The sequence below is a fragment of the Paenibacillus sepulcri genome, assembly GCF_042647105.1.
In the GTDB taxonomy this organism is placed as follows: Bacteria; Bacillota; Bacilli; order Paenibacillales; family Paenibacillaceae; genus Paenibacillus_Z; species Paenibacillus_Z sepulcri.
This window is the reverse complement of record NZ_JBHRUP010000001.1, coordinates 6445182-6460749: the sequence shown is the minus strand read 5'-3', so window position 1 is coordinate 6460749 and position 15568 is coordinate 6445182. Positions and strand designations below refer to the sequence as shown.

Below are 15568 nucleotides of genomic sequence, written 5' to 3'. Positions count from 1 at the left end.
GAATGTAAGCGCTTGTATAAGATGATCCTCCAATATTACGGGGTAATCGTATGGTGTTGGACACTTGTGCCGTTGCCGTAGAGATACCGGGTCGAGAGCGAGCGGCTGGGGATTTTGTAATCGTTCGATCCCGCAGGAGGTAGCGGAATCTTCGTGGTACCTACGGAGTTTGCAGCGGCACAGTCAGGGTGATGGCCGTCCCCTTCATTTCGCCGCTTTCGATGGTCATGGACGTGCTATCCTTGTAAATCAGCTTGAGCCGCTGATAGACGTTGCGCAGTCCGATGCCGTTCTCATCGCTTAGCGCCTTCCCGTATTCGCGCTCCATGTCCGCTCTTACGTGCGCCAGCGTTTCTTTGTCCATGCCGATCCCGTTATCGACGATTCGCACCTTGAGATTGCCGTTCTCCGCGGACGCCGAGATGACGATGCGTCCGCCATCCTCCCAGCCATTGAAGCCGTGCTTGATCGCATTCTCGATGATCGGCTGCAGCACGAACCGCCCGATCGATCTGCCCTTCAGCTCGTCTGGCACCTCGTATTCCATCTCGAAGCTGTGTCCGAAGCGGATCTGCTGGATGGTGACGTAGTTGGCCACATGCGCCAATTCCTTCTCCAGCTCCACGATATCCGAGCTCTTGGCGATGCTGTAGCGGAACAAATCCGCAAGCGCCCCGACGATCGCGCTCACCTCGAGATTGCCGCTCTTCATGCTGCGCATGTTGATGACCTCCAGTGTATTGTACAGAAAATGCGGATTGATCTGTGCTTGCAGCATGTCAATCTCGGCCCGCGTCTTCATCGCGATCAGCTCGTTCTCTTCGTTTATCACGCGGTGCAGTTGGTCGATCATGCGGTTGTAGCTGCGCACGATGCCGCCGATTTCCGTATTGTCGATATCCTCGAGCCGCAGAGACAAGTCTCCTTCACCTACCCGCAGCATCGTCTCCTTCAACCGATGGATCGGCTTGACCAGCTGAATAGCGATTGCGACCGCCACGGCTATGGACAGCAGCAGCACGATCGACGTGAATAACAGAAACTGCTGCTGATACTCCCGGTTCTTCTCCAGCACATCGTTGAAGAAGAAGCCGATCGTCAGCTTCCAGTCCGTGTTCGGAATGCCGCTCGTGGAGAATTGCCAGCCGGAATCGTCGACGGCAGCGTTCGCGCGCGTCTCATAGATCGTATGTCCCCTGGCATCGGTGATAGCGTACGACGTATTGATCAAGCCCGAGTCGATGTTTTCGAAAATCGACTGCTTCGGTACCATCAGCAAATAGGTGGCTTCTCCATTCACCCCGGGGCCATCTATCCGCTTCAGGAGCGCCATTGACAGCGGATTGAAGACGTTGTTGTAATTCGTGATCCAATACGGATCGTCGCGATCCGTCAAATATTCCATATCGGTATTGAAGGCACTCTTGTTGTTCGAGAAAATGGATGAATAAATGCAGTTGCCGTTCTCGTCCAGCAGGACGAAATACGAAATGTCGTTCAGGCCCGGAAACATGAGCAGATTGGTCGGGAGACCGCCCATCAGCAGTGGGGTTGTATAATTGTTCGTCACGTAATCCTGCAGCTGACGGCTGGCGGAAATTTCTTTCAGGATCGTTTCCGTGAACTTCAGCCGGTTGTGAATGCTGACCGCGGAGAATCGGCCAGTCACGTCGAACGACATCTGCATCTCCCGCTTAATGTCGTACTGCGACAGCCACGCATACAGCACGCCGTCCGAGACGGCGGGAACGCCGACTGCGACGATGAGGGCAAGAATGATTTTGTTCCGCATGGAAACGGCGTGGAAGCCTTTCTTGATCAGATCATCCGGCAGCATCCGCAGCAGCCACTCGTTGCTGAGCGAGAAGTTCTTGATTTGCTTCGAAATCATGCGGAACGGCTTAAACACCTGCTTGAGATACAAGTAATTGAACAGGATCGTGATGAGCAGCGTCACCAGCGAAAGCCCCGCCATCTGGTAGATGCGTTCGCCGCGGAGTACCGAGGATCCGCCGTCGTTGTCAGTGTAAACGATGCTGAGATTAAAGGGGCTCAGCTGCTTGATTGTGTTATAGGACGAGGCGTCCGACTGTCCCTCCTTCGCCGGGTTAGTTGAGCCGGTGCCGGCGCCCTCCGGCGAGCTCAGCGGGTTCGAAGGTGCGGTCGTCCACAGCAGCCGCTTGTCCTTGCCGAAGACGGAGAAATACGTCCCCTCCGGCATCTTCTTGGGAATAGCCTGCTCGAAGAAGCGGTCGCTCAGCATGATGATCGTGAGCACGCCATTCTCGTTGCCGTTCGAGAATACGAGCCGGTCCTGAATTTCCGCCATAAACGCTTTCAGCTGATCGATGTCCGCCTTCTCCAGCATCGGGTTGTTCGTACGGAATACCTGCGCGAAGTCGGACTGTGTGTACCGTGTCAACAGCTCGCGGTCCGGCAGGATCAGCTTATCCAGCTTGGAATAATGCAGTCGATCCTGATCCACCCTGGGCAGGTCCACGAAGGAAGCGGAACTGATCCTCTGAACCAAGGAGCGCTGGACGAAGCTCTGGCCCAGGAAGTAAACCGCCTGCACGGAATCCGGCGACAGATCAAGCGTATTGAACTTTTGCTGCAGCTCCCACATGCCGAGGGCCGCGACGTTGTCGCTGCGCAGACGCATCAGGTTCTTATAGTAGCCGCTGAACTCCGGCGTCTGCAGCAGCAGCAGCAAATTGTCAATGTTGTTCAGCTGAACGAGCACGTTCTGCTGAAACTGATAGAGCATGTCCTGCGTTCGCTTCTCGTGCAGCGACTTGTCGATGGCATCCATGTAGGTGAGACCGATATAGGCAAGCGCAAGCTGCGTAACCAGGGTAAGCGCCGCTGCGAGAATGACGATCCGCCGGAGCGTTGGACCGAACCGTTTGATCATACTGTGTCCCTCCGGTTTTACCGCAATTTGCTGCGGTATTCGTACGGCGTCCTGCCCGTGTATTTCTTGAAGACCTCCGTGAAATACGCCGGATCGGTGTAGCCGACCTGCTCGACGATTTCATAGATCTTGAGATTCGTTCCGCTGAGGAGATCCATGGCCCGCTGCAGCCGGATGGAAGTCAAGAAGCTGAGGAAGGTTTGACCGGAGGTTTTGAACAACGCGAAGAGATGGCTGCCGGAGACATGCACTTGCTCCGCGACCTCCTTCAGGGTCAGGCTGCGGTCGTAATGTTCGCGGATGTACTGCTTCGCCTGCACCAGCAGCATGTTGACCGGTTCCGCTTCGGCTTCGCGGCTGCCTACGGCGATGGCCGCGGTGGCGGAATGTTCCATGCTGGCGAGGATGAGCGGTGCGGGCCGGAGGTTCTGGGCGGTCCCGGGCTGCACGGTCGAAAGCGTTCCCTCTTCCGCGTTCGCAGACAGCGCCGCAGACGCCGCCTGCGCTGACAGATAGATATCGGCGGGCGAACCGACCGAATGGCCGATGCCGCCGGAGAACGTGGATTTAAACAATCCTCTGTACTTTCGCCAGAGCGGCAGCAGCTCGGCGAAATGCGTTTCGGCGTCCGGTTTCATGGATAGCACGTAAGCTTCGCCCGTCTGTCTGTTCACCCAGTGGTAGCCAATCTCTTTTCCATCCCACAAATCCGTCAAAATATTATCCAGCGAGAAAACAAGCAGCTTCTTCTCCTTGTCTCCCATGACTGCTCCTGAAAACGCCAGACGGTCCGAACGTAAAACCGCGACCTGGTAACGGGCGCCCTCGAGCAGCATTTCGCCGTCGGAGCAGCCTTGCTCCAAATCCATCTCGGAGAGGCGCTCCTGAAGCAGGCGGCGCAAAAAATCGGCTCGAAGCACCTGCGTAAGCAGTTCCGCTTTGCGTTTGAGCACGGACATGCGGAATTCGGCCTGCTTCTCTTCGCGCAGTCGTTCGGCCGCCTTGGCGAACGTGTCATGCAGCATCTGAAACTGCAGCGGCTTGAGCAAATAATCAATCGCGCCAAACTGCAGCGCCTTTTGGGCATATTCAAAATCACTGTAGCCGGATAGGATGACAACGCGAATGAACGGATATTGCCCGTTCAGTGATCTCATCAGCTCTATGCCGTCCATAAACGGCATCCGGATATCCGTAATGACGATATCGACAGGATGCTCCTCAACAAATTGAAGCGCTTCCAAACCATGCGAGCAGCATCCCTCCACTTCGATTCCGACCTGATCCCATGTCCACGAAGCCAATCCCTCGCGAATCTCTTTCTCGTCATCCACGATCAGCAGCTTATACACTTTGCAATTCCTCCCGACTGTTAGAGGTGCCAGTAAATAACATCATTGCTAAATTGATTCCAGTATACTGATGCCAAGGCTAATCGACAAGACAAGGAGAAAAATTAGAAGTTGTCACTCGTTCAATCCGTTGATTTTGTCCGTCTGGCTGCTTAAACTTCGCAGAAAAAGCGCCTTCTTGATGGTGTAGGGTATTAACCCGTCGACAAACCCATCAAACAGAGGCGCTCCTTTTAGGACAAAGACCATTTTGCAGGCCCAACAGGATGGATCTGAGAAAAGATTGCTCAAAAATTTTCTAAGCAGTCCGTTAGATTCGGACCTGTCTTTCAGCCTTCTGCTGCTCCAACGCTTGCTTCGTCTTGCCTACCCGGTTGTCGTTGATCGTCAGCCGGCCATTATCGGTGCCGCGTCTTCTTCAGTGGACGGAGAGAACGCGGTCCAGGAACAGCTCCACGAATTGCTCCGCTTCAACGCGCTTCGCCACCTCTACCACCGAACGGCCAGCCAACTCAAGCGCTGCCGTCACAAGCTGTTCTTCCCGGTCGCGATCCGTCAGGTTGAAGGTCAAGCCGCGTGTGCGGATTCCTGACAATTCCACGCTCACCGCTTCGCGTTCGAATCCGAGCAGCCCGCCGTTAATGGCTCCATATACGGCCAGCGCATCATGCAGAATCGGGCACTTGCGACCCGTGTCAGCCTGCCACCTGTCGATCAGCCCGAGCAGCAATCTGGTTACCGGTGTATCTCCGGGGCTCAGTCGATCCAGCTGGGAATGGCTCATCAGACAGCGCTTGGTCACGTCGAGACCCACGGCTGTAATGGGAGTGCCGGAGCGAAAGACGATGTCCGCCGCCTCGGGATCACAGTACACATTCCATTCCACAAAGTGAAAATAATATGCTCCGCCCATCATCACGATCCGCAGGAGCTTCTCCCGCAATCCCGGCTCGCGGAGCAGCGCAACTGCAACATTGGTCAGCGGACCGATCGTTAGCAGCGTGATCGGTTCCGGCGACCGAAGCGCCGTCTCGATGATGAAATCAACCGCATGCTGGTCTGCGACAGGCAACCTGTCCATCTCTCCCGGAAGATATTGACACGGTACTTTGACCGTATCCGCAGTCTGCCTGAACGGTTCCCCGCAGCCGGCATGCACCGGTATGGATCCGGCGCCGGCTGTCTGCAGCAGGTGAGCGGCGATGCGGGCCCGTGCCGCGGTATTGCCAAGCACTGTCGTCACCCCCAGCAGCTCCAGTTCAGGACAGCCAAGCGCGAAGGCGATCGCAAGCGCGTCGTCGATATCGTCGCCGATATCGGTATCGATTATAATAGGAATTCGCGTCATTTAGGCCCCACTCTCCTTGGTCCGCGGCAATCGTGTGATGCTGCGGCGCTATTTTCTCCAAAACGGCATCGCTTTTATAGGTTCGGGATGTGAAAGCATGGTTCCTTGCTCCTCTACCGGTTGTTATCTTCTTGATTATTATCTTCTTTTGCGAAGCCGCCGATCTGGTTCCAGGACGTTCCGTACGGCGAATCGCCCCCACGGTCAGGCAGAGTGACCAGTCCGATGTCGCAGCGCACGACGCCCCGGCGGCTGCCGCTGATCAATAGGCCGGTGTCGTCAAAGATCGCGTCCGCGAGCTGGTACGAATCGTCCGCCCGGTAAGAGAAGACAAGGCCTCTGCGCGGTCTTCCCGAAAGGTTCGCATCCGAGCCATGAAGTGTCAGGCTGTGGTGGATGCTGATCCCGCCCGTTTTCGGTGTAATATAGACCACCTCGCAAGGCCTCTGCCAATAGGAGCTTTCCTGGCACTCTGACACGAATCGGCCGTTCTTCTCATGATTAAGGATGCCGAACTTGTTGCTTCCCTTGACCATCTGCATGCAGCCGTTATCCGGCGTGGCATCGTCCAGCATTACCATGACCGACAATAGATCGGTATTCGTATGCGGGTAGAATGCATAGTCCTGATGCCAGGGGAACTCGCCGATGCCCTTGATAGGCGGCTTCGTTGCTAACTTGGAGTGCTGCAATTGAATATCAGGACCGAGCAGCGGCTGTATCTTGGCGATTATAGCCGGGTGTTTAGCCAGCTTCAGGAACGCGGGGTGCAGCGAAGTAATGCCGAGCGCATGAACCGTCATGGTTTCATACTCTTTCTGGGTGCGCAGAGCAAGAATTTGCGGCTGCTCGCAAGCCGCGCGGAGCCCCTCCACTTCCTCATTCGTGAGGATACCGTCGAAAACAAGGTATCCGTCTTCCCAATAGCGCGCTATTTCCTGCTCACTTAAGCCGATATCCTTCTGGTCAAGCATGATCCTTCACTCCCCTTTGATCGATGGATCTTACATCCTCATCATAAGGGTGACAACGCTTTCCAGATATAATAAACTGAGGAGAAAATATCAGAATTCGGTGAAAGGGTGATAAATGCGGTGAACGGGAAACTTGATTTTTTCTACTACAAGTCGGAAAAATCCGGTAGCTATGTGGACTTCCACAAGCATAACTGCTATGAACTCGTATACTACATTACGGGGACAGGAACGATGAATCTGAACGGGGAGATGCTGCGGTATACGCCGAATAGCATGACGGTGACCCGGCCCAACTATATGCATGACGAGCGGCACGAGGAGGCGACGGACGTCATCTTCTTTGGGTATCTGTATGACGACTTTCCCGTACCTCTCCGCAACGGCCTCGTCCAGGATTCACAGCAGTGCGACATTCTGAGGCTCGTGCTCGGCATGAAGGAAGAGCTTCTGGAACAGAAACGTCACTTTAGATTCCGGGTCGATCTGCTCCTGAACGAGACGATTTTACTGATTGGACGGTTCGCCAATCTGGACGCCGTTGAAAATCGGCCGGAAAAGCTCTTCTATGCGAGACGGTACCTTGACGAGAACTTTACCCAGCCTGTCAACATGCAGACATTGGCGGAATTGTCGGGATACAGCAGCGACCACTTCCGCCACCTGTTCAAGGAGCAGACCGGTATATCGCCTGCCCGCTATGTGCTGACCAAACGGTTGGAGGCTGCGAGACATATGCTGCTGAATACGACTGCAAGCGTTAGCGCGATCGGTATGGAATGCGGCTTTTCCACAACATCTCAATTCATTGAGCTGTTCAAGCGGGAGAACGGGCGGACTCCCCTTCAATTTCGGAATCTGTAAAATAGTGTATGAAAACCCCTAAAGCCATTAAAATAATGGAAAAATAAGAGAGTTCGGCGACACATGAGCTTATGGACGAAGCAGCAGCTCCGGCGGCTCATCACAGAAAATAGTTGGTCCCGGCACAGATGCACAGAATGCTTTGAAAGCGCTGTTTGCCGAAACGCTGCAGGTGACGCCGGAGGCCAAGATGTATGAACATCTAGGCTATGAGAAACACGACATGCAGAACAAACAAACGACCAAAAGACGTAATGACAAGAGCAAGAAAAACAACATCATGAGCGAACATGGGGATCAGGAGATCGCTGGATGTACACATAAGTAACCTTAAAGCGCACCTACTACGGCATGGGGTACATACGGCTCCTCCAGTGACGCAATCTCGTCCGGGGTTAGCTTGACCTTTAGCGCAGTGACCGCGCTCTCGAGATGTGATTCTTTCGTGGCACCGATGATAGGTGCGGTAACTGGTGCCTTTTGCAGCAGCCAGGCAAGCGCTACTTGCACACGGGAGACGCCGCGCTGCTCCGCAATCGCCGCAACCTGCTCCACGATCGCACGATCCGCCTCGGCAAATGCATCGTATTTCGACTTCTGCACCTTATCGGTTTCAGAACGGTGCGTTGTCTCCGACCAATCGCGCGTCAAGCGGCCGGATGCAAGCGGGCTATATGGAATAACGCCGATTCCTTCCGCCTTGCAGAGCTGCATCATTTCGCGCTCCTCCTCCCGATAGATGAGGTTATAATGATTTTGCATCGACACGAACCGCGTCCATCCGTGGCTCTCAGCAACATGCAGTGCTTTCTGGAACTGCCACGCGAACATGGCGGAAGCGCCGATATATCTGGCCTTTCCCGCTCTCACGACATCATGAAGCGCCTCCATCGTTTCTTCAATTGGGGTACTGTAATCCCAGCGGTGAATTTGATACAAATCCACATAGTCCGTTCCTAGTCGCTTCAAGCTCTTATCAATTTCACTCATAATCGCCTTACGGGAAAGCCCTGCTCCATTCGGACCTTCGTGCATGCGGAAATGCACCTTTGTCGCGATGACAATTTCATCCCGATGCGCACAATCCTTCAGAGCGCGTCCAACATATTCCTCGCTTGTTCCAGCCGAATATACGTTTGCCGTGTCGAAAAAATTGATGCCAAGATCGAGTGCCTTCTTAATCACCTGACGACTTTGCTCCTCATTTTGTACCCACGGGTGAGTCCAGCGCGCTGCATCGCCAAAGCCCATACACCCGAGACAAAGTCGCGATACGTCCAATCCGGTATTTCCGAGTTTTACATAATCCATCAAGCAATACACTCCTTTGTTCATTAATACGTTACATGAAAAGTTTACGCGAAAAACGATATGTTAAATCTGTTTTCTGCCCCACTGCAGGATCGAGAGGTCCCTCATTAATTAATCGTAATTCAACTCATTCTTCTTAACCCAATAAAGATCATCGCATAATTCGTTATATTCATCCAGAGTGTCATATAAGCAAAAACTGCTTGTGGGATGGTTTCTGGACGAATACTCGTAGACCAGGATTGAACCATTCTCTAACCGCCAAGCTGTATGAATACGAATCAACTTTTCTCCATCGACTACCACCTCTTCGACAACGCTTCTGATGGAGTGACTCGAAAATAATGCCTCGTCCTCAGTACACCCGATTCCGCTAAGCATCTTCATAATGACCTCCTGGCTGCTTCATTCGGTTGTTCAATATAGCAAAAGATATAGCAAGAGAAATGCTCACTCTGCCTATCGTTATTTTTATATTTTCCCAGGAACCGGAACTGAGCTTAACTAAACTCACGACGACGAGGCAATGAAAACCAAAGCCCATCGAGCCATGCCAATTCCTCTTCCGTTAATGCATCCGTATCTGCAGCACGCAGAGACATGTCCAATTGCTCTGGACGACTCGCACCAATGATAGCGGATGTTATTCCCTGCTGTTGTATAACCCAGCGCACAGCCGCCGTAACGGGATCAAAGTTGTGCTCCTGGCACCAAGATTGGTACAAATCAACAGCGCCGAACGTTGCCTCTTGCCAGTAGCGCTGCTGATAAAACGAACCTGCGCTGTTCCCGAGTCCGAAACGAGTTCCCTCTTCGATGTTAGAACTTTTATTATAGCGTCCCGTCAACATACCGCCCGCCAACGGGTTGTAGCATATGATGCCAATTCCTTCGTCGAGTGCCATCGGAATCAAGTCATCCTCAATCATTCGAAACAATAAATTGTAGCGCGGCTGAACACATGCTATACGGGTGTAATTTTTTCTGTCGGCAATTCCATTTGCCTTCGCCACTTGCCAAGCGCGCCAGTTGGATACGCCGATGTATCGGACTTTTCCTTGTTCAACGAGATCGTCAAACGCACGCAGCGTTTCATCTATTGGTGTGTTTGGGTCAAATTGGTGTGCTTGATAAAGGTCGAGATAGTCCGTTTTCAGACGACGAAGACTGTCCTCGACGGCAGTCATGATGTGCTTCCTGCTCAGCCCCTGATCATTAGGACCAGTGCCCATCAAACCAAAACACTTGGTTGCGAGAACCATTTTGTCTCGTTTTCCTTGCAACCATTCCCCGATAATTAACTCGGTTGTACCTGCTAATTCAACCGATTGCCTCCCAATGGGGTACACATCTGCAGTGTCGATGAAATTCACACCGGCAGTAAATGCCTTATCGAGTATCCCGTAGGAGGTTCGTTTGTCCGCTTGTTGTCCGAATGTCATCGTGCCGACACATAGATTCGTTACTTTTAATCCCGTTTGTCCCAACGAACGTATTTCCATTTGATTGACTCCTCTCCAAGCACTCTATCAATCATGTGTTGAATAGTTCTTTTGCAACCATGATCGCAGACATCGCTTTTGGCCAACCGGCGTAAAACGCCAAATGAGTCATCGCTTCAACCAGTTCTTCTTCTGAAAGTCCGTTTTGCCTGGCTAAATCCAAATGGGATTTTAGCTGTACCGTATTCCCCGATGTGAGTAGACATGCAACCGTAATCAGGCTTCGATCACGTGGTGAAAGTTCTTTGCGGGCCCACACGTCACCGAACAAAACGTCATCGGTAAGTTGCACCATTTTCGGTGCAAAATCGCCGAGCAGTTTTTGTGCACGCGTCCACTCTTGTGAATTTGACATTTGATAATCCCTTCTCCTATCAGTTGTAAATTTTTCTGACTTCATTCGTCCCCTTAGAAAGTTAAATATCAAGTTTACGAGTACCGAGCCATTTCACCATTTCAGGGTCGCGATGTGAAAAGAACAAACTCTGTTTCGTATCTAACGCAGCAATGGACTCCATATCCTCTTGGCTTAATTCAAAATCAAAGATATTGAAGTTTTCGATCATTCTTTCCTTACGAACAGACTTTGGAATCACAACGACTTCTCTTTGTGTCAACCAACGTAAGACTACCTGAGCAACGGATTTATTAACCTTCTCAGCTATGGATACCAATATCTCATTCTGGAACAAGTTATTTTTCCCTTCAGCAAAAGGCGCCCAGGATTCGATCTGAACATTATTCTCTTTCATGAAGTTTGCATTTTCAATTTGTTGGTTAAAAGGGTGTGTCTCAACCTGGTTTACGGCAGGAACAACTTCATTATGGATAATCAAATCGATCAGTCGATCCTCATGAAAATTACTTACGCCAATTGCACGGACCTTACCTTCACGATATAACTCCTCCATAGCGCGCCAAGAGCCAAACAGATCTCCATACGGCTGATGAATTAAATACAAATCCAAATAATCCAATTGCAATCTTCTCAGGGATTTTTCAAATGCTTTTTTGGTGCGCTCATAACCAGTATCCTGAACCCAGAGTTTCGTTGTAATGAATAATTCCTCTCTTGACACGCCACTCCGTTTGATCGCTCTGCCAACTGCTTCTTCATTTAGATAAGAGGCGGCTGTATCAATCAGTCGATAGCCCGCCATAATAGCGTCATAAACGCTCTGGTCACACTCATTTTGATCCGAAATCTGAAAAACACCAAAACCGAGTACAGGCATCTCAACACCATTGTTCAAAATTACTTTTTGCATATAAAATCCTCCGATTTTTTAATATGATCTGTAAATTGGCCCCTTTTTATTATGCAGCAATTGAACAGGAGGCCGTTATCCCTTTTGTTGCAAATCATTGCCTTATTCTCTCGTTGCTACTTACGCATGAACGAAGGTTGCCTTATAATTAAACGAAAATAGAACCAAGGTGGAGGAATCTGATGTCTAATCCAACTGAACGACAGCGGAATGAGGTCGCCAAATTAATCGAGAAGCATTCCGGTCAGGACGGGGTTTTCGAAACCGCGATCCCTTCTTTATTTATTATTCGCCGTTCTAACGTGACCGAGCCGATCCACAGCGTTTACAAACCCGCCTTCTGTTTCATTGCCCAAGGTTCGAAAGAGATCTTTCTGGCGCAAGAGCGATTCGAGTATGGTCCTTCCGACTATTTAATTTCATCGATAAAATTGCCGGTTGTCGGCCAGATCATCCAAGCTTCTTCCGATGCCCCATACTTGAGTTTGAAAATGGAAATGACGCAGAATCAAATTTTAGAGGTGTTGCAGGACACCGACATTCAATTCGCCCAGAAAGAAAATGCAGCCCGAGCAATGTTCGTCGGCCAGATTGAATCCTCGATCTTGGATGCGTTACTGCGATTGGTCCGGTTGGTGGAACAGCCCCACGACATTCCGTACCTGGCTCCCATCTACACCAAGGAAATCCTGTACAAGCTGCTGCAAGGGCAGTATGGCGCGGCGTTGGCCCAAATCGCGATGGAAGGAAGCAGTACCTATCGAATTAGGGACGCAATCGAATTCATTATCGCCAACTTCGATAAATCATTGCGAATTGAAGAGCTTGCAGAGACTGCAGGCATGGGTATCTCTACGTTTCACCGGCACTTCAAAGAGGTGACCGCTATGAGCCCCATCCAGTTTCAAAAACGGCTGCGCTTGCAGGAAGCGCGGCATCTCTTATTATCCGAGTCCGCGGATGCAGCCGACGTGGCGTTCCGGCTCGGCTATGAAAGCGCATCGCAGTTTAGCCGCGAATATGTCCGCATGTTCGGGTTTCCGCCTAGAGAAGATACCAACCGCTTGCGGGCAAAATTCGATCAAAGCGTTCGGGCATAACACGCAGAAGACCCTTCGCATCGAACCGGTATCGAAAAATAAGAAAACAGCCGCAGCCATGCGGCTTTTTCTCGCGATCTGACGCTTCAAGAAATATCCACTCTTTGATTGATATCCAACGCTCTGTGGACAGCAACCGCTGCTTCTGCTCTCGTTGCACCCCTATTGGGATCGAAATTTTCTGTCTCAAATTATGCCTGGAGCGCCGTTCCGGTTTGACCCCAGCAACATGAGGCAGTACGAGAATCAGGAACGGCAAGGGATTCAAAGCAACCTGATGCATTTGGCAAATGCGAGCAAATCGCAGCCGAATCCAATATTTCGGTCAGACATTTGAACCGGATTTTCCAATTCTATTACCAAACTTTCGGAAATCTCGTATAATAGCGGATTCAACGACAGCAACTATTTTACCCGCCAGTTTACCAAAGCCAACGGCATGTCGCCGAAGGCGTACCGAAAAAAACATTAGGCGCGCTTTGCGCTTTAGACTAGAATATATGCCGTTAAAAACAAAAAGCCGCGATTTACGCGGCTCACTTAAGATATATGTTCTTGTTCCTTGACAGTGGTTTTTTTGCTTCAGACTTATCAGCAATGTGCCAGGTAATTAGTTGTCCTCTGTTCGTTGACAACGCTGCAGCATTCAAACCGGTTAATACAGCCTTTTTTGCCCGTTTTTTCAGGTACAGACTCGTCTTTTCAGCCGACGAGTCTGTATTGTGTGCGTGCAGATCCCCGTTCAGCGCTTAAGCAGGTTGATATGATCGAGATTCGTACTGGTGTTGAAAATAAACGCGAGTTTGTATTTGCCGCGGTAATAGGTGATTTTCTGCTGCACCAAGGATCCGTTCCGGATGGTGACCGAGTAGGAAGGCGCGCCCCACTGCCTGATGAGCAATCGCTTCGTTATGCCTCCAATATTCGTCTGCCGTTCGATATTGGTCCCGAAGTAGCGCATTTCGCGAATCCTGTTCCGCTTGTAGGCGATGGCGTAACCGGGGTGCCCCATCTCCGCATGATACATGTCGAACGCATCCGCGTTCGTTCTTGGCTTGTCCGGCTGGCCGATCTTGCCAATGACGGTCCGACGGGTGCTTACCCCTATTTTCAGCCCGTTCACCGAGCCGGGGAACCGACCATTCAGCGCCGGCTTATAGAAGCTGTTTAGCGTCCTCAGCGCCCTTACCGCATCTTCCGCGCTCGCTTGCCGTATCGTCTCTGACGCTTCTTGGGCGTCCGCATGAGCGGCTAACCCGGATGTGAGTAAAAGACTGGAGAGCGTTACGGCTAGTACGGCTTTACGAAGGTTCATAATTGAAGGTCCTCCTGCGTTCGATTTGTTGAGCAGTATTTGCTCATCTCTGGTAATTTACCCTGTTGCCCGATCGGTTACTCGCCGGAATAATATCGCAACGCATCGTCCACTTGTCCTTCTCCCTTAATCCAATGAAGGAACCTGATCGATCCAAAGGATGAATTGCTGTACGTAGCGCTTCAGATACTTGCGGGTAGCTTCGTCGGTCAATAGGCGCCGTTCCAGATCCACCTTATCCATTACTTGCGAAATGTACATCTTTTGAAAAGGAAGCACAAAAGCTTGAGTCGCCTCCAACGTCTGTCTGATCTGCTGCTGCGACAGGATCGTACCTTTGACCCCTGGAGTTGCGCCTACCAGCCCGACCGGCTTTCTGCGCAGAGCGGCGGTTTTGGTCGGAGTCGAAGCCCAGTCCAGAGCGTTTTTCAAGACACCGGGAATACCCGAATTGTACTCAGGGCTAACAATAATGATACCGTCGACCCGCTTAATCGCTTCACGGAAGCGTTGGACAGGCTCAGGGCCGTCTCCATGATCTATATCTTCGTTGTACAAGGGGAGATCCGCTATGGATATCGACTCGTAGACGATCGAGTCATCCAACTCGGGTATAGCAGCAGCAATCATGCGGTTGAACGAGTTTTCTCTTAAACTTCCTACTATCAATCCGACCTTCTTCGTTCTCCAATCAAGTGCCATCTTTATTTCTCCTCCAATAACCCTTTGATTTTAAACATCCGCTATCAACCGATCAGAAGATATGGCAATTCTGCACCAGCTGAGCGGATGTCTTGGTATTCACAACTTTATTAGCAAGCTTGTCCTCCGAACCAGAGTCCTCCCGCAGTATCGAGGACTTGTTGCATCGACCCTGGCATATTGTCAAAGCGAGTTTGTAACACTGAATAACGGGCACTTGGCCAACATAAGCGTTTCATGCCAGTTATCGCGGCCGTTCAAGGGTAAATATTCTGCCCAAGGCCGCATAGAAATTTCCTGCCATACGGCTGACGGGCGCTAGCTTCGCCGCATCTATTCTCCCGTCTTGCAGAATGTCTTCCGAGATCCGAAAACGGACCACGCGCGCGATCAACAGGTCACAACCCGGTGTTTCTTCCGTCCCTCCAAGTTCAATAGCATGTTCAAGAACACATTCCATCCGAAACTTTGACTCTGCAATCCCCGGAACCTTAACCGCTTCACTATCGCTCGGCGTTAGCCCTGCAAGCACCACTTCACTTTCATCAGGAGGCAAAGTTGCTGCGGTCTGATTAATATGTTCGACATTGGCCTCGTCAACGATGTGAACAACAAGCTCGCCCGTTGTAATGGCGTTTCGTGCCGTATCCTTCATCTCGCCATTCCTGCGCTGCACCGATAAGGATAAAAGCGGAGGACTGCTGGAAACGATTGAAAAATAGCTGAATGGCGCGCCATTCAATATCCCTTGCTCCGACAGCGTGGTAACGAATGCAATCGGGCGCGGAACGACGCTGCCGATGAGAAGCTTATAATTATCCCTGTCGCTTTGCACTTCAGGATCTATAGAAATCATATCGTTCCTCCTGATAAACACAATATACGGATATGCTGCCCTGGTTCAGAAAATCGTAAAGC

15 protein-coding genes and 1 pseudogene are annotated in these 15568 nt (G+C 51.2%); 4 read left to right on the top strand and 12 right to left on the bottom strand.

Annotated elements, in window-relative coordinates; translation table 11 throughout:
• Nucleotides 1-160 precede the first annotated feature (160 nt).
• From ACFOLF_RS28160 to ACFOLF_RS28145, 4 genes are all read right to left on the bottom strand, one after another.
• The gene (locus ACFOLF_RS28160) at nucleotides 161-2914 is read right to left on the bottom strand and encodes a sensor histidine kinase (RefSeq protein ID WP_210037301.1); all 2754 of its coding nucleotides are present in this window, start codon (nucleotides 2912-2914) and stop codon (nucleotides 161-163) included.
• A 17-nt stretch (nucleotides 2915-2931) separates the two neighbouring features.
• Nucleotides 2932-4266, bottom strand: a complete 1335-nt coding sequence (locus ACFOLF_RS28155) for a response regulator transcription factor (RefSeq protein WP_210037300.1) — start codon at nucleotides 4264-4266, stop codon at nucleotides 2932-2934.
• Nucleotides 4267-4684: 418 nt separating this feature from the next.
• The gene (locus ACFOLF_RS28150; RefSeq protein ID WP_210037299.1) at nucleotides 4685-5614 is read right to left on the bottom strand and encodes a nucleoside hydrolase; all 930 of its coding nucleotides are present in this window, start codon (nucleotides 5612-5614) and stop codon (nucleotides 4685-4687) included.
• Nucleotides 5615-5727: 113 nt separating this feature from the next.
• Complete coding sequence (locus ACFOLF_RS28145) at nucleotides 5728-6588, bottom strand: phytanoyl-CoA dioxygenase family protein (RefSeq protein WP_210037298.1); 861 nt, start codon at nucleotides 6586-6588, stop codon at nucleotides 5728-5730.
• A gap of 120 nt (nucleotides 6589-6708) precedes the next feature.
• Here ACFOLF_RS28145 and ACFOLF_RS28140 point away from each other — a divergent pair, with 120 nt between their 5' ends.
• Together ACFOLF_RS28140 and ACFOLF_RS28135 are read left to right on the top strand one after the other, a co-directional pair.
• The gene (locus ACFOLF_RS28140; protein WP_210037297.1) at nucleotides 6709-7452 is read left to right on the top strand and encodes a helix-turn-helix domain-containing protein; all 744 of its coding nucleotides are present in this window, start codon (nucleotides 6709-6711) and stop codon (nucleotides 7450-7452) included.
• 142 nt (nucleotides 7453-7594) lie between these two features.
• Nucleotides 7595-7780 carry a hypothetical protein gene (locus tag ACFOLF_RS28135; protein WP_210037296.1) on the top strand — a complete coding sequence of 62 codons (186 nt, stop codon included), beginning with the start codon at nucleotides 7595-7597 and terminating at the stop codon, nucleotides 7778-7780.
• Nucleotides 7781-7782: 2 nt separating this feature from the next.
• On the opposite strand, the gene ACFOLF_RS28130 is transcribed toward ACFOLF_RS28135, so the two are convergent.
• From ACFOLF_RS28130 to ACFOLF_RS28115, 4 genes are all read right to left on the bottom strand, one after another.
• Nucleotides 7783-8763: an aldo/keto reductase gene (locus ACFOLF_RS28130; protein WP_210037295.1), complete on the bottom strand. Its 981-nt coding sequence runs from the start codon at nucleotides 8761-8763 to the stop codon at nucleotides 7783-7785.
• 500 nt (nucleotides 8764-9263) lie between these two features.
• Nucleotides 9264-10265 carry an aldo/keto reductase gene (locus ACFOLF_RS28125; protein ID WP_210037294.1) on the bottom strand — a complete coding sequence of 334 codons (1002 nt, stop codon included), beginning with the start codon at nucleotides 10263-10265 and terminating at the stop codon, nucleotides 9264-9266.
• 31 nt (nucleotides 10266-10296) lie between these two features.
• Nucleotides 10297-10620, bottom strand: a complete 324-nt coding sequence (locus ACFOLF_RS28120; protein ID WP_210037633.1) for a carboxymuconolactone decarboxylase family protein — start codon at nucleotides 10618-10620, stop codon at nucleotides 10297-10299.
• A 61-nt stretch (nucleotides 10621-10681) separates the two neighbouring features.
• The gene (locus ACFOLF_RS28115) at nucleotides 10682-11533 is read right to left on the bottom strand and encodes an aldo/keto reductase (protein WP_210037293.1); all 852 of its coding nucleotides are present in this window, start codon (nucleotides 11531-11533) and stop codon (nucleotides 10682-10684) included.
• A gap of 182 nt (nucleotides 11534-11715) precedes the next feature.
• Between ACFOLF_RS28115 and ACFOLF_RS28110 the strand changes: the two genes are divergently transcribed.
• A complete protein-coding gene (locus tag ACFOLF_RS28110; protein WP_210037292.1) occupies nucleotides 11716-12633 on the top strand; it encodes an AraC family transcriptional regulator in 918 nt (305 codons plus the stop codon).
• A 232-nt stretch (nucleotides 12634-12865) separates the two neighbouring features.
• Nucleotides 12866-13105, top strand: a pseudogene (locus ACFOLF_RS28105) (AraC family transcriptional regulator); the annotation flags it as partial.
• Between the two features lie 64 nt (nucleotides 13106-13169).
• Here ACFOLF_RS28105 and ACFOLF_RS28100 read toward each other — a convergent pair.
• The 4 genes from ACFOLF_RS28100 to ACFOLF_RS28085 all read right to left on the bottom strand — a co-directional run bounded on the left by ACFOLF_RS28100 (nucleotide 13170) and on the right by ACFOLF_RS28085 (nucleotide 15506).
• Nucleotides 13170-13319 (bottom strand): DUF1589 domain-containing protein, encoded by a 150-nt coding sequence (locus ACFOLF_RS28100; protein ID WP_379219638.1) that lies wholly within the window; start codon nucleotides 13317-13319, stop codon nucleotides 13170-13172.
• A 56-nt stretch (nucleotides 13320-13375) separates the two neighbouring features.
• Nucleotides 13376-13948, bottom strand: a complete 573-nt coding sequence (locus ACFOLF_RS28095; RefSeq protein ID WP_210037290.1) for a YjgB family protein — start codon at nucleotides 13946-13948, stop codon at nucleotides 13376-13378.
• A gap of 126 nt (nucleotides 13949-14074) precedes the next feature.
• Nucleotides 14075-14650, bottom strand: coding sequence for an NADPH-dependent FMN reductase (locus tag ACFOLF_RS28090; RefSeq protein ID WP_210037289.1), 576 nt, complete (start codon nucleotides 14648-14650; stop codon nucleotides 14075-14077).
• A 244-nt stretch (nucleotides 14651-14894) separates the two neighbouring features.
• On the bottom strand, nucleotides 14895-15506 hold the full coding sequence (locus ACFOLF_RS28085) for a flavin reductase family protein (protein WP_210037288.1): 612 nt from the start codon (nucleotides 15504-15506) through the stop codon (nucleotides 14895-14897).
• Nucleotides 15507-15568: the final 62 nt, after the last annotated feature.